This is a genomic window from Vibrio sp. MOR3, assembly GCF_001557775.1.
Taxonomy (GTDB): Bacteria; Pseudomonadota; Gammaproteobacteria; order Enterobacterales; family Vibrionaceae; genus Vibrio; species Vibrio jasicida.
On sequence record NZ_LNRD01000001.1, the window covers coordinates 563,580 to 578,861 of the forward strand.

Sequence of the window (15,282 nt, forward strand, 5' to 3'; positions counted from 1 at the left end):
TTTGGGTGAGCGAACGGCTAAAAGAAGAAACGGATAATCAAATATCAACGGAAGGAAGCGAATCAATGCTTGTGAAACTGGCTTGGCGAAACCTCTGGCGACAAAAGCGCAGGACACTACTGACGGCGTCTGCGTTGGCATTGGTGCTGTTTCTTTCGCTTATTACGCGAGCGTTTCAAGAAGGGAGTTACACGTCCAATATCAAAAATGCCGCCAAGTTTTATACCGGGTTGATTCAACTGCAAAACCCCGAGTTTGGTGACTCTTCCAGCATTGATGATGTCTTACCGCAAACCAACACCTTCATTTCAGCGGCGAAAAACAATCCCAATATTGATGTGGTATTACCTCGGGTAGAGTCTTTTGCTTTAGCCGCAAAAGACGAACGCTCAAAAGGCGTGATGGTACTAGGCGTTGAGCCTGAAGCTGAAGACCAGTACTCCAATATCAGCGACAAGTTGATTGAGGGAAGCTACATCCAATCGGGGCAAAAATCAGTGCTAGTTGGTGGTGGTTTAGCGAATTATTTACAACTCAAGGTTGGTGATGAATTAGTACTTTACGGTGCCGGTTATCGAGGACAGACCGCGGCAGGTTTGTATCAAATCTCGGGCATTCTTCATTTTCCTTTGCAGCAGCTTGATTCTCAGTTGGTGTACATGCCGCTCGATACTGCGCAAAACCTGTATTCATTGGATGACCAAGTCACCGCATGGGTTTTATATACTGAGAGTCTAAGAGATCTACCTGATACCGTTGAACAGCTTAAAGCCGAGTATGGCGATAACGTAGCCGTGAAAGATTGGAAAGAGCTGTTGCCTGAAATGGCACAGCAAATCGCCTTAGATAAAGCGGGCGGCATTTTCTTGATTTATATTCTCTACGGCATTGTTGGTTTTGGCTTGTTCGCGACAATCTTAATGACGACATTAGAACGCCAACGTGAGTTCGCTGTTATGTTGGCAACCGGAATGTTGCGCTCCAAACTCGTTCTTCTGCTCACGATAGAGTCTCTGTTTATGTCCGTCATTGGCATCATTATTGGGCTTATCGTGAGTGCTCCTGTGTTGGGGTATTTCTTTTTTAATCCAATCGAAATTACTGGCGATGCTGCCAAGTTGATGCGCGAAAGTGGTTTTGAGCCTATTGTGCCCGTCTCGCTCGACCCACATTTACTGCTCAATCAAATCGCCGTCGTGCTGTTCATTCTCTTGTTGTGTTTGCTTTACCCAATGGCTCGTATGCTTCGAATGCCCATTGCTGCAGGGTTAAAAGGAGGTGCTCATGCTGGTTAAGTTGGCGTGGCGTAACTTGTGGCGCAACAAGTTGAGAACCTCAATTATGCTCGGAGCCATGGTATTTGGCCTGATGGGCGTGGTTGCCATGATGGGGTTCATGAATGGCTTGGTCGATAGCATGATCAAGAACGCCATCTCTTGGCAAACCAGTCATTTGCAGATCCAGCAAAAGTCCTACTTGGTTAATCCTGAGCTAAAAGATGTGATTCCCGATGCGGATAAGATAAGCAAAGTGTTGGCCAGTAACCGAGAAGTGAAAGCCATCTCTGAGCGATTTCTAGCAGATGGCATGATAGCGTCGGCGCGCAGTACACGTGGTATTCGCATCAACGGCGTTAATATCGAGCAAGAGCAAAACATCACGCCACTCTCGAAACATATTGTCGACGGGGAATGGCTGAGTGAAGAAGGCAGAAATCCGATTTTGGTTTCGAGCAAGATAGCCGAACGATTGAAGCTACGCGTTGGCTCCAAAGTCGTACTCACTTTGTCTGATGTGAACGGGGAGGTCGCAGGCGCGGCATTTCGTGTTCGAGGTATATTCAAAACACCATCGACAGGATTTGATGACGGGAATGTTTACGTCCGAAAAACGGATCTTGAAAAGGTAGCGGGGCTGAGTGGCACGCACGAAATCGCGATACTCCTTACTTCTAATAACTACACTGAGCTCAAGCAGTTACTGGCGTTCACTCACTCTATTTTGCCGCCGGAAAGTAAAGACTTGCTCAGTGTGAGACCTTGGCAGGAGATCCAACCTTTGCTCTCAACCATGATGAGCACGATGGATATTTCTAACCAAGTGATGCTGGTGGTGTTTGTGCTGGCGATGACCCTTGGCATCATCAATATTATGCTGATGTCGGTGTTTGAACGCACGCGAGAGTTCGGTGTGTTAATGGCTGTCGGGATGCAAAAACACAAGATACGCTTGTTGATCGTTTTCGAAACCTTGTTCCTCGGATTAAGCGGTTGTGCGCTTGGGTTACTCGGGAGTGCAATTATGCTTAAGGTACTAAGTGTTACCGGATTGTCGCTGGCTGGTATGGCGGAAGGGCTAGGGGCTTATGGCGTGGATACCTTGCTTTATCCACGGGTATCAATAGCGGAATATCAAATGATCATTATCGCGATTTTTGTTGCCAGCCTTATCGCAGCCCTGTATCCCGCACGACAAATTTTGAAGCATCGACCTGTGGATGCCATGGCGGAGAAAAGCTAATGACCATCAAACTAGAAAACCTAACTAAGATTTACAACGCCGATGGTGATTACCCTGTGCACGCAGTGCAGTCGGTAGACTTAGAGATTAAGCAGGGTGAATTTGTTGCGATCATGGGACCATCCGGTTCGGGTAAAACGACGTTGCTGAACATGATTGGCGGTATTGATGCCCCAAGCTCTGGCAAGGTGGAAATCGATGGTTGCATGATTTCATCGATGTCAGAAAAAGAGCTGATTGCCTATCGTCGCGATAATATAGGCTTCATCTTCCAAGACTACAGTTTGTTACCAGTGTTAACCGCGCTTGAGAATGTGGAATTCGTCATGCAGCTGCAAGGTAAAACTGAGCGAGAGTGCCGTGAACGTGCGACGTCCTTACTTGAACAAGTGGGATTGGCGGAACAGATGAATAAGGTGCCTGGTAAAATGTCTGGTGGGCAGCAACAACGTGTTGCGGTTGCTCGTGCTTTAGCGCCGAAGCCTCGTTTTGTCATGGCGGACGAACCTACTGCCAATCTAGACGCCAAAAGCACCGCGGAGCTGCTCGACATTATGGAGCAACTTAGCGAACAAGAGGGAACGACGTTTATCTTCTCGACCCACGATCCGCGAGTGATAAAACGTGCTCACCGAATTATCGTGTTTGAAGACGGTCGTTTGGCGCGTGATTTCAGCAATATTGATAATCGCGCAGAGAGGTCGCATGCATAGAGCTGTTTCCCATTTGTCTGCGACTTGCACTAAAGCTATCCGATTGAATACTTACTTGCCCAGAACAAAAGTAAATGCAGTGTTTATTAAGGCGTTAAGTCTTTCATTGCTTAGTCTTCAGGCTGGTCCTGCCTTGTCTGCTGTTCCCGGGTTAGAGCCTCAAAAGTCATGGGATTTGGATGGTTACATCAAATACATGGCAACCTACAGTATTCCTGATGGCACTGATAATACGTTCGATAACTTGATACACAATCGACTTAACTTTGAATACCGTTTTTCCTCTAGCTGGCGTGTGAATGTTGGGCTACGAAATCGAGCACTTTGGGGCGATTCTACCGACTTTCCTGGCTATGCCGATTTGGTCGCGTTGGATTCTGGTTACATGGATTTAAGCAAAAACTGGCATGAAGATGATGTGGTCATTAACAGTCAGCTTGATCGTCTATATCTCACTTGGCAGCAAGATGACTGGGGAGCGCAACTAGGGCGCTTTCGTATCAATTGGTCGATGAATACGATATGGAATCCAAACGATATCTACAATGCGTATTCGATTTACGATTTTGACTATGAAGAGCGGGCAGGCACGGATGCGGTCATGCTGAGCAGAAAGCTGAGCTTTGCCGACGGCGTAGATTTGGTGTTTTCACCAGCTCGTCAGTCAGGGCAAGACAGTGCCTCACTGCGTTATTTCGCCAATCAATCGGGATGGGATTATCAGTTTATTGCAGGGCGAGCTCGGATGGATTACTTACTCGGTGCTGGTTTTGCAACGGATGTGTTTGATGCGGGTTTTCGTGGAGAGCTCACGTGGTTTGATCCCATTGATCCAGAATTTGAGGGTGAACCGACCAGAAAAACCACAGTTGCCAGTATTGAATCGGATTACAGCTTTGGCGGCAAACGCAGCTGGATGGGGCGTGCGGCGTGGTTATTTATCTCTGAGCCGCAAGATGCATCAAGCGCATTGGCGTATTTGAACCTTCCTCTCGATGCAAAAACGTTGAGCTTTACACGAAATACATGGTATGCCGAAGTGAGCTTTGACTTAACGCCTTTAAACCGCGTCACGCTCTCAACCAGTTACTACGACGATCATTCCTATTTCCTTGGGATATCGAGTAACTACTCTCTCGCTAATGACTGGCAGTTGCTCACGGTAGTCCAAAACTTTAACGGTAGCAGTGGCAGTTTGTTTGGCGAAGTACCTGCGACTTTGTTGTTTGCTAATATTAAATACAGTTTTTAAATATATGTTTTAAAAGTGAATTTATTTAACTGTTAGTAAGTGAAACTCTTCTATCAACTCTGATGTAAATACGATACTGAATGCTGCTCCATAAATACCAGCCCGCTCACGCTTTGACAGTTGAGTGCAGGGTTGATATGAAATTAAATGCAATTTCTTGGTAAAGATAAAAAGCCTTGTCTACACTCAACGTAAAACGAATGTTATTCGTTGGGTGGCATATTAATTGAGCCACGGAGGAAAGTAGCCAAAGAGTTACACAAATAAAGTTGGCTTGATAAGGACGGGGAAATGAACAACGAGTGTTTTGCTAGGTCCCGAGGTGTCACGGATGAGATGCCAATGAAAGAAACGCTTTCTGCAGGTAAAGATCCTTACGTGCATTATCTAAAAGACATCGTGGGGATTGATTTACTCTCTCGAGAAGATGAACTGCATTACGCCAAGCTTAATCGTGCGGGTGATAAAGAAGCGCGCGAGGTCATGATTGAGTCTAACTTACGTTTGGTGGTGAAAATTGCAAAAAGCTACTTAAAACGTACTGGTAACAATTTCACGTTGCTTGACCTAATTGAAGAGGGCAACATCGGCTTGATCAAAGCCATCGATAAGTTTGATCCAGAACCAGGCTTCCGCTTTTCGACCTATGCTGTTTGGTGGATTCGCGAAAATATCGAAGCGGCATTGATGAATAATGGCCGTACGGTTCGACTCCCTGTTCATGTTTGCAAAGAGATAAACAGCTTAGCATCCAAAAAACACGACGCGAGTAAAAGCATGAGTAAAGACATCTCCATTGCAGAGCTATCTAACTGTTCTGGGGTTAAAGTCGAGCGAGTTGATGAGTTGGTTGCTTTGAGTGGCTTTATTGATGTTTCTACCACGGTTGATTTGCAACATGCGCCATTCGTTCTTGACCATTGTGAAAGTAAATATACGCCAGACCCTGAGCAAGACTGTGAAGATGAGTGTTTTACTCAAGCGTTAGAGCACGTGGTCAATACATTGCCGATAAAGTTACAACAAGTCTTAATCCATCGTTTCGGTTTGTTTGAACACAGCGTTAAGACTCTTTCTGAAGTGGGTGGTTTGCTAAATATCTCGAACGAACGAGTGCGCCAAATGCAAATAGAAGCGGTTGAGCGTATTCAGAAGCGTTTGAAATTTGATGGGTGGGTGTAGTGAGATTGCTAATCTCAGAAGAACGGTACGTAGGCCAGCGAGTTAGCTGGCTTTTTTCATTGTTCAGTGGACAGCAACAGCAGTTGTAATTGCGTTTTAGCGGTTTGTTCTCGAGTCCATACACTTAATACTCTTTTAAGGGCTGCTCGATAAACTCTATTTTTAAGCAAAAAAGCCAAGGTGGCTGTGTCTTTGCTCATGACATGACTTTGGGTTTCAACGAGCTGCGCTTTGTTTTCAATTTCAATACGTTGAAGATTGAAATCAGGCAAGAAAGCACTTTCATACCAAACGTCAATAATCTCTCGGATCTCGAGTTCCTCCTCCGGAATATCACAATCCTGAAAATCATGGCTGTCTGGAATCGCTGATAAATAAACGGCATCGAGTTTGTCAGCAACGAATGTGTACATTTCATCCCTTATCTTACGTCTTGTTCATGCGAATCATCTCTTTGGTCTATATGTTTGTCAATTGCATTCATTAAGTAATGCTGGATTTGTGAATAAGCGCCACAGTCTTAACTTAAGCTGTTTAAGTATTTGTCTGTTAAGCCAAAATACTTCAAGTTCCCATCCGGCTCCAACACTAAACTCATATTTGATGTGGCAATTAATCCAGGATCATTAGTGGAGAAAATCACTGTTTTGTTAAGCAGTTTGTCGGTGAACAAACGGTTGAAGTATTGAGCGTTCTCTTGCTCGGCACCGTTAAAGGGTTCGTCAATGATGATCAGCGATTGTTCGCAACTTCCAAGCCCCAGCGCGAGGCGCAATTTCTGTTGAATACCGTTAGGTAAATTCTTGCATTTATCTACGCTTAGCTGAGTGTTCAATCCTTCTGGCAACCACGCATCGAGTTCGAAAAAGCTCACCATCTCTTGCATCTTTTCTTTAGGGATGAGTCCATTATGCAAGATGAAGTTAGTCTCCAGAGAACCTTCAAAAATATGCAAATTAAACGGGATGTAGTTAATCGAGGTTCGATAGCGATAACTGTTGAACTGTTCGATGTTGTAGCCGTCTACTGACACTGCGCCTTGGTATCTATCCTCTAAACCCGCAAGAATGGAAATTAGCGTGGTTTTACCGCAACCTGTTGGTCCACAAATCACCACCTTCGCGCCTGGGGCAATTTTAAACCCGAGATTGGTTAAGCCTGTTGCTGCGCCAGTGTAGCGATGGCTCACACCGCTGCCGACAATGCTGCCTTGGAAGAGGCGAATAGGTGGGCTTTTCTCCAATGTTAGCTTATCGTCATTCATAGCCATCAGGTTGTTGATTTGCGCAGAAGACGCCTTGATCGATTGGAACTTAGAAATGGAGTTGTAGATGCCCATAATTGGACCTAACGCCTTCCAGACTAAAATTACGGTTGCAAGCATGGCGCCTGCGTCTGACGTGCCATCCATGACACCGATAACCGCGGTCACGATACTTGCGGTACCAATCACTTGAATCAAGCTGCCACCTGCGGCTTGAACCTTACTGTTGGTCACCGCAACGTTCTCTGTATCGTTGGTGCTTTGCATGTGTGAAGCGCTGAAGCGAGATTGAATAACGCGCAACAGTGGCAAGCCTTGGATGGTTTTGATGCCGCGAAGAATCTCATTCCATTGGTAAGAAACCATGGCGTTGGCGCGAGAGCTCTTTGACGTGGCTTGTGAATAGATGTAACGAGAATAAACACAGAACACCAACATCAGAATCAAACCCGCCATGACGACCAGTGCAGCGGTTCCTGACATGATGGCAATCGCGATAATGAACACGATAACAAACGGCATGTCGAAGTAGCTCAAGGTCGACTCTGCCGTTACCAATCGGCGAAATGTGTCGATGTCTTTTAAACGCGCCAACTGAGAAGACACGCCGGCGGTGGATGTCATCGCATAAGGGAGCCATAACAGCTTGGAAATAACTGCTTGAGAAATGTGCACCGCCAAATCCTTACCTGACGTGGCAATGATGTTGACTCGCATCTTCTTAAAAAAGTATTCCGAGAACCCAACAATCACCGCAAACAAGGTGAGCCAATAGAGCGTGGCTTGGGAGCTAGACGTCAATGCGAAGTTGTACACACTCATAATAAAGAAGGGTTGGAGTGCGCCCAAGATACTGATCACGAAGCTGAGGATAATCAGACTTTTGAGTTCATTGTTGTAGCGATAAAACGCGTATTTAATCCAGTTACTTCGGTCTTGAGATTCAGGTGGCGGTTCTCGGAACAAGCGCGAGTATTCGCTGATCGAGACCAACAAACACGGCTTTTTACAGAGCGGGTATTCAATGGTGTTGTTATTGGTGTAATCAAACAGGATCAGTTTGCCGTCTTTAGTGCCCAAGAAAATCGCAGTGAGGTTTTCTATCTCGATAAAACAAGGATGAGGGTGCCCCTCGATGTGTTCCAATGTTTTTAATTTGGTGACGTCACAACGGTAACCAAGGCGTTCAATCGTGGCAATAAAACTGTCGCTGTCTTTTGGCTTAGGAATAAAAGCGTCGCTGAGGATAGAAGGTGTGCCTTCCCATTCAAGTGCAATGAGGGTGTAAGCTAAACCACGAATCAAAGGCGACTGATTGTATCGCTCGTCATAACTGCGAGTCTCAAAGTCCAACAAGCGCTGAGGGACATTATTAAAATCAACCAAAATACTCATTGGTCACCTACGGTAAGTTTGACGCGTTTGAGGCGATGATTGAGTTTGTCCATCTTATTGCTGACGATGATGAGGATTTTGTCGTTGGCACGATAGGCGGTACTGGTCAAAACCAATCGAGCAAAGTCGTCATCATAAACACAGTCGATGTCGTCGAAGATCAACACACGTTTGTTCGCGAGTAAGGCTCGTACTAACAACAAGGCATAAGCGACTTGGCGTGAGAATGGGTTGCGTAAATGTCCTTTAAGCTCGGTGTAAAAACCCGCGGGAAGGGCATCGATTTGTGCTTTGATGTTCATGGTTTCGCAAAGCGCAAATGCGGTGTTGTTTAAGCTCGGGCGGAAACAAGTCAGGTTGTCGATGATGGTGCCTTCAACGAATGAGCTGGTTTTGTCGACCATCAGCACGCTATTACGCCAGACGTTGTAGTTGACGTCATCGAGTGGTGTCTCGTTGATCTTAATGTCCAGTTTGTTGTCAGTGTTTTGCCGCGTAATGCAATTGGCGAGGTGGGTTTTGCCTGCGCCGCTTTTCCCTGTTAGCAAGTAAGCCTGACCGCGCTCAAACTCGATGCGTTGTTTTTCCGAATACTTCACCGAGATGCGCTCGACTTCTGTTGTGTCATTTTGTTGTTCTACAGACGCAGCAAGCTCAAGCAACTCGGCGATTCGTTGAATATGAAGTTTGTTCAACTCCCAGCGGCTCACCGTGCGCATCACTTGTTGGTATGGGGCGAAGTAGCGGTTGGTAAGCATGATGATGGCTGCCATGATGCCTTGGCTAGATTGCATGTTGATAACTGCCGTTGCTAAAACTACCACCACACAAGCAATGGAGAGCTGTTGTATGAGCGACAAGATAAGGCTGAAGTTTGATTCGATTTGCTCGTATTTGATGTTCTCGACTTCACGCTCTTCCACCATTTGTGTCATCAAGCTCTCAACGCGATATTCCATATTGCGCGCTTTGATATCGAGTGGGCTAGAGATGATCTCGATGATTTTTGAGGTGGTTAAGCCTTCGATGTCGGATTTGTTTTCTAGGCTGTTGATCTTTTGCTTGGAAAGGCTGAGTGCGAACACGGCCAAAACGATGGAGGCAAGTAAGATGGTCACCCCCGCCCAGATGTTGATCAGACCGATAATCAGAATGGTCAATATGCTGACTGCAAGGTTGATCAGTGCCCGTACAGATTCTCCGCCAAAGAAGGATTTAATCTCTGCAATGGTAGCAATACGCTCTAAGTATTCACCGGGTTCTAGGCGACGAAACTTCGATATCTCAGCCAAACAGATGGATTGAAACACCTTGTTGGTTAAGTTGGTTTCGAATTGCTTCATGATCACAGACGAAATCTTCTCTTCCTGATTCTTTAAGTGATAGTCGAGGAAGATTGTGATCAAGATAATGGCAAACAGAAGAAACAGCGTGTCTTTGGCTTGGTTAGGTAAAACTCGGTCAAAAATAATCAGTATCGAAAAGGGCAACACTAAACCAAACAGTGTTGAGATGACCGTTGAGAAAGTCAGATAACACTTGTCAGCAAAGTTAATCTTCTGGGAAAAATGCTCAGTTTGCATTGCGACCTCCTTTCTTAATCGATGGTTTGGAGAGAAGGTGTTTTGGAACTAAGTCTTGATTGCTTCTGCCTTCGATATCGCTCATCAACTGCATGATGCTTTCGATGGATTGCACCGACAACATGCCTTTGATTTGTTCAAGATTGATCGATTCAATGATGTAGTCATAGCGCGCGCTCTCGTAATCGCGTAGCGCGCTAAACAGTTTACTTTCCGCTGCCAGTAAGTCGGTAATGGTTCGCGTACCTAGCTGGTAAGCGCGTTGAATGCCTTTGTAGGAAGCGTAGTTGGCTCGGATGATGTTCTCGTAGCTGCTGATGGCGCGGGAGAAGTCATTAATGTTGAGCACTGAGGTATTAACGCTATTGCGCGTTGTGAACAACGAATCTTGGTACAGTAGCTCCGTTCGCTCGATGGCCGTCGATGATTTTTGATAACCGTAGTAATCCGAACCGCCGGAGAAAATCGGCACATTCAAGTTCAAACTGACGCTGGTGGAGTTACTGTCCCCTGTTGCGGTTGGGTCGGTTCGGTCATAGTTGTTCGCATCGTCGTAACGGTAACTGGCAGAGAGCGACACGGTCGGAACGAAGTTTGAACCGCTTTCTTTCAAGCCTCTTCGGCTGCGTTCTACGGTTTTCTTCGCAACCAATAAATCGTTATTGAGCTTCAAAGCTTGTTCAAGAATCGCGCGTTGTTCGGATTCGCTGATTTCTGCTAAGGGCACGCTTTCGTAGATGTCCTGCGATGGGGTGACTGGATATTGAACTTGAATCTCTAAACCGTTCAAAATCACACGTCGATCTTTCTCTAAGGTTCTTAAGCGGTTGGCAATGCCTTCTTTCTGAGCAATTACCTCATACAACTCGCTCGCCGCAGTGTTGCCAAGCTCCACGTTGCGACGCATTTGGCGTTCACGTGTTTCAGACGATTTAAGCTCGACTTTGGTGGCTTTGATTTGCGCGTTGTTTTTCAGGTACTCGAAATATTGCGTCGCGATTTCAGAAATGGTGTTCTGGATTTTGTTCTCGTGTTTGATTTCTTCAATGTTGAAATCCAGCTTCGCGGTGCCGTATTTGAAGATGTCGCCAAGGTTAAACACCGATTGAGATAAAGACACGCTGTAGCTGTTTGAATTATAGCTTGAACGTGTATCCGGTGCTCCCGTTAATATGGTCTCGTTTTCATTCCATGTAGTATCAGCGGCACCGTTTAAAGAGGGCAGGAACTTAGAACGACTAATGTCGATGTTGTATTCGTTTTCTTCTACGCCTTTGTCACTAGCGCGCAGAGATAAGTTGTTTTCCAAGCCGAGCTTGACCGCCTCAAGCAAGGTGGTCGCCATTGCCGAAGGAGCACTGCTCAATGTTAGCGCTGCCAATACGCAGCTAGTTAAGTTTCTGTACCGCCACATACTTGTTGATCACCTTGATGATTTCGTCGTTTTTATAAGGTTTGCTGATCACGTAATCCATTCCAGCTTCGATACAAGCTTGGTGTTCATTACTGCTGGTCAATGCTGTCGCACCTATAATGGTGCAAGGGTTTTGTCCGCTTTCTTGTTCGTATTGTCGAATGCGTTTGGTTGCTTCAATACCGCCCATGCCCGGCATGATGCAGTCCATAAAAATGATGTCTGAGCGCTGATTCATGAAGTGCTGAACAGCGTCTGCGCCATCGCCAACGGTGTCGGCTTCGTATTCCTGCTTGCTCAAAATACGTTTGAGTAGAATCTGTTGAACACGGTCATCTTCCACAATAAGGAAGGAGCTGTTCTCCATCTGATCTTCAGAGGCTTCCGCTTCCATGATTACCAACAGATTGGGGATAAACTCATACGGAATCGCAGGAGAGTTCAGAATCTTGTCGACAAAGGTATGGCTCTCTTGCGCTTGCTGAGTGCTAGTGACTGAAAGCAGCAATTTAGTATTCGGGTGATTGCGTAGTTGCGATTTCACCGTTTTGCTCAGTGAGGGCAGTTTGTTTGGCTCGAACGTGTCGGTCAGCATAATGGCATCGTATTCGCCAAAGGTTTTTGCAGCAGAGAAGAGCTCGTTCGGGGTGCGAATTGGTGTGATCTCTAATCCTAAGTTGACCAACATTTTGTTCATTACATCAATGCGCAGCTGAGAGTTGGCACATAGCAACAAACGTTTATTGTCGAAGCGAGTTTTCTCGGTGTGGAAGCTCTTGGCTTTTAAATCGAGCTGAATTTGAAAACGTTCCTGATTGCCCGATTGATACCAATGGCTCTCGTAATAGCCATAATCCATCAGTACGCTTTTCGCCAAATCGTCTTTGGTTGCAGTGTGCTGTTTATGGTCGCTCCAGTGTAGGGTATTGAGCTTGGCAAACGGCACATCCAGTGTGGTTAAGAAGTTTAGATTGATGGTCAGGCGAGTGTTTTCAATGTCTGACGCCGCGCCTGACTCAATGGTGACAAACAGTTTCTTATCGGCTTTGAGTTGGATGGCATTCGATAGCTGTAGGAACAACACCCAGAATAAGCTGGTGGATTGCCCTTCAACACGGTTTGGCAAGTTATCCGAGATAAAACAGTCTAGCTCACCTTCATTTCGCTGCACTTTGGAACTGATGTGAATCATCAATTCAGACAGCACATTAAGCAGTGAAAACTCTTTCGATTTGCTCTCGGTTCCTTGTGAAATGAGTCGGTTGTAGTTCTCTGCCAACTCAGACAGGGTATTGGCAGCCGAGGTTATATCTTGCGCCATCAACACGCCGCTCTCATCGGTCTCTTGTACGAGGTATTGCACGCCGCCGTTAATGGTGTTGGTGATGCCTCGAATCTCGTAACCAATCAGAGCATAGAGCTGCTTGTAGAGATCGTTATTGCGTTTTTGCTCTTCGAGTTTGCTGAAAATCAGTTTGAGGTGAGAGTAGATCTGACGCTGCTTCGGATTGATGCTCACTTCATTCAGCAACTCTTCCAACCTTTGTAAATCCAGTTGTTTGAGTTCTTGATAAAGCCCATCGAATTCTTGGTCAATGTCTCGCTCATTCGAACTGGATTTTTTCAGTTTTAGAATTGCCACTAAATTCGATAGGACGGCGATACCAACCAGCACGATAACGACCATAAACAACCAAATGAAGAACTCGTTTTTCTCCATCATTAGGTCGCTCGCATGGTTGTTAAACATGGTGCGATAGTTGTCGTCCATTTGTAGGTAGTTATTGGTGAGCGAGAGATACAGTGCCAACACATCGTCACGTGTTTTTGAGCTGTCCGAGAAGCGATTAATCGCCAATTCAAGTTGCGTATATTCGGTCGCGCCCACCAAGCTAAACTCGGTTTTGTTGAGTGACGCGAGAGATTTAAACTGGTCAATTTCGTTCTTCAGAACCTCAAAATCGAGCTCTGTTGTACTGCAATAACGCGCGGCTAAACAGCGTTGAAGCGTTTGGATATCAAGTTCGATGGTTTGGTTGAGTTGTTGAGCTTGAACCAAGAGAGGCGCGTTTTGCACTTGCTCCACTGAATCCACTTTTTCCCAAGAGACATACAAATAGAAGGCGAGTGCAGCCAGCACCAAGCTGAAAGCAATGCTTAGGCGCATAACAGGAACGGAAATATTGTAGGAAGGTTTGTTACTCATCCATTACCTCTCATCGAACGCGTCTTCGATAGCCGACATAACCGGCTTCGCAGCGTATTCGATAACCCGACGTGACCCTGTTTTCACGTCGGCGGTAAACTCCATGTAAGGGGATAGTTTGTATTGTGTGCCTCCACGCTCTAGATAGTTTTGGCTGATTTGGATTTCAGCGAGGTAGAATTCAGCATCCTCTTCTTCATAGGACGAACGGCTGATCGATGCGATTCGGCCTTCCAAAAATCCGTATTTGGCAAAGTTGTAGGTGTCCATCTTCACTTTGACTGCCTGTCCGATTTCAACAAAGCCCATGTCTTTACGTGGAATCTTCGCTTCGCCATGAAGGGAGTTATTGATCGGCGCAATGTCCGCGATACTTTCCCCCGGCGGTATCACGGCAGAACGGAAGTTAAAGTGCACTTTATCGACCACGCCATCAATAGGGGCGTAGACCACGAGGCGATCCACTTTGTCTGAGTGTTGAGGGCGAAGAATGCGTTTCAGCTTAAGATCTTTCTTCGCTTGAATGATTTGTGCTTGGTATTCGGAGTTGCGATTTTCCACCAAGTCTCGGTACTGCTTCTCTAGCTTGTCGAGTTGGAAGCGCTCATTCATGACCGACTCATCAAGGTTTTCAATCTCACGCACCATGTTTGATTCTTGAACCTGCATATTAAGAACATCGACGTAAGATGCCATTTCTTCTTTGTACAAGGTGTTCTTGATATTGAGCTGCTTACGAATCAAAGAAAGCTGGTTCTCGGAGCTTTTGCGGCGCTTAAGCATAGAATCAATCAACGAATTCTTATGATTGATGTCGTGGGTGATCAACTCTTCATTAGAGCGGTTTTTGGAAAACTCTTGCTGCCAGGTATTCATGTTTACCTGAACCAATTCTGGATATTTTTTGATGTAGGCAGAGAAGTCGGGCTCTACCATATCGCGCAGGCTTTCATACCTGAGTTTGTCTAACTCAAGCTGAATGATTTCTGTGTTTACTGTATCGAGTTGAGTGTTTCTATCCAAAGACCGGATGCGCGCAATGGGTTGACCTTCGTAAACCACTTCGCCTTTGCGTACTAACATTTCTTCGAGAATACCGCCTTCAAGGTGTTGCACTTTTTCTACGTCAGATTCCAGCAATAGCTCACCGCGCACCGACACCACAATGTCGATACGAGCTTGAGACGCTACGGCGATCGCCACCATTGAAAGCAAAAAGATAACCAGCAATGTTTTGTGTACGCTGGTCATCGCACTGGCTAGCACGATCGTATCGTCTGCGGTCACCTTCGAAGACTCGTTATTGGAAACGAGTGCTTTTCTGAGGTGGTGCTCGATCTGCTTGTTACTCATGATCCACCCCGGTTATTCATCATCTGCACTGTCATCGATAGAGTTCTCGATATCTAACAGCTGGCTTATTTGTTTGTTCACGTTGTTGAGCTCAGTTTTTATGTCCTCAATCAATTCATTAGGTGCGGGAAAGTGGTGCTTACTTAAATGCTCTAGCTTTGCCATCTTGGGTGGTAAATCATCATCACAAAGCAAGACCAGAATGGTTTTCAGCTTTTTTGAGTAGCCGCTCAGCTCTTCAAAACGGTTTTGTTTATGCAGCATTTCGATGTTGATCGCCGCGCTGCTGAAATCCTTGTAAAAATCTCCCAATAGCAATTGCAGCCCTTTGTGGCTGTTGTCGACTGAGCGCAACAGATTCGTCATGTTTATCATTGTTCCACCGCCCTAATTGCTTTAA

The 15,282-nt window shown here is 45.8% G+C and carries 12 protein-coding genes; 5 read left to right on the forward strand and 7 right to left on the reverse strand.

The genetic code is table 11. From position 1 onward, the window contains the following. The first annotated feature begins 65 nt into the window (after window positions 1-65). From ATB76_RS02580 to ATB76_RS02600, 5 genes are all read left to right on the forward strand, one after another. Window positions 66-1,295 (forward strand): FtsX-like permease family protein, encoded by a 1,230-nt coding sequence (locus ATB76_RS02580; protein WP_061034532.1) that lies wholly within the window; start codon window positions 66-68, stop codon window positions 1,293-1,295. Further along, window positions 1,285-2,520 (forward strand): FtsX-like permease family protein, encoded by a 1,236-nt coding sequence (locus ATB76_RS02585; protein ID WP_061034533.1) that lies wholly within the window; start codon window positions 1,285-1,287, stop codon window positions 2,518-2,520. The genes ATB76_RS02580 and ATB76_RS02585 overlap by 11 nt, the downstream gene beginning before the upstream one ends. Continuing rightward, a complete protein-coding gene (locus tag ATB76_RS02590) occupies window positions 2,520-3,233 on the forward strand; it encodes an ABC transporter ATP-binding protein (protein WP_009704729.1) in 714 nt (237 codons plus the stop codon). The genes ATB76_RS02585 and ATB76_RS02590 overlap by 1 nt, the downstream gene beginning before the upstream one ends. Further along, a complete protein-coding gene (locus ATB76_RS02595; protein WP_042603268.1) occupies window positions 3,226-4,485 on the forward strand; it encodes a hypothetical protein in 1,260 nt (419 codons plus the stop codon). The genes ATB76_RS02590 and ATB76_RS02595 overlap by 8 nt, the downstream gene beginning before the upstream one ends. 291 nt (window positions 4,486-4,776) lie before the next feature. Next, complete coding sequence (locus ATB76_RS02600) at window positions 4,777-5,667, forward strand: sigma-70 family RNA polymerase sigma factor (protein ID WP_061034534.1); 891 nt, start codon at window positions 4,777-4,779, stop codon at window positions 5,665-5,667. 56 nt (window positions 5,668-5,723) lie between these two features. On the opposite strand, the gene ATB76_RS02605 is transcribed toward ATB76_RS02600, so the two are convergent. The 7 genes from ATB76_RS02605 to ATB76_RS02635 form a co-directional block, all read right to left on the reverse strand. Then, window positions 5,724-6,080 (reverse strand): hypothetical protein, encoded by a 357-nt coding sequence (locus ATB76_RS02605; RefSeq protein ID WP_038867489.1) that lies wholly within the window; start codon window positions 6,078-6,080, stop codon window positions 5,724-5,726. Between the two features lie 107 nt (window positions 6,081-6,187). Next, window positions 6,188-8,326: an ATP-binding cassette domain-containing protein gene (locus ATB76_RS02610; RefSeq protein WP_061034535.1), complete on the reverse strand. Its 2,139-nt coding sequence runs from the start codon at window positions 8,324-8,326 to the stop codon at window positions 6,188-6,190. Continuing rightward, on the reverse strand, window positions 8,323-9,909 hold the full coding sequence (locus ATB76_RS02615) for an ATP-binding cassette domain-containing protein (RefSeq protein ID WP_061034536.1): 1,587 nt from the start codon (window positions 9,907-9,909) through the stop codon (window positions 8,323-8,325). Before ATB76_RS02615 ends, ATB76_RS02610 begins: the two co-directional genes overlap by 4 nt. After that, window positions 9,899-11,323: a TolC family protein gene (locus tag ATB76_RS02620; RefSeq protein WP_061034537.1), complete on the reverse strand. Its 1,425-nt coding sequence runs from the start codon at window positions 11,321-11,323 to the stop codon at window positions 9,899-9,901. Before ATB76_RS02620 ends, ATB76_RS02615 begins: the two co-directional genes overlap by 11 nt. Further along, window positions 11,298-13,529: a response regulator gene (locus ATB76_RS02625; RefSeq protein WP_061034538.1), complete on the reverse strand. Its 2,232-nt coding sequence runs from the start codon at window positions 13,527-13,529 to the stop codon at window positions 11,298-11,300. The genes ATB76_RS02620 and ATB76_RS02625 overlap by 26 nt, the downstream gene beginning before the upstream one ends. 3 nt (window positions 13,530-13,532) lie before the next feature. Further along, window positions 13,533-14,882 (reverse strand): HlyD family type I secretion periplasmic adaptor subunit, encoded by a 1,350-nt coding sequence (locus ATB76_RS02630; protein WP_061034539.1) that lies wholly within the window; start codon window positions 14,880-14,882, stop codon window positions 13,533-13,535. Between the two features lie 12 nt (window positions 14,883-14,894). Next, window positions 14,895-15,248, reverse strand: a complete 354-nt coding sequence (locus ATB76_RS02635; protein ID WP_029790234.1) for a hypothetical protein — start codon at window positions 15,246-15,248, stop codon at window positions 14,895-14,897. Window positions 15,249-15,282 lie beyond the last annotated feature (34 nt).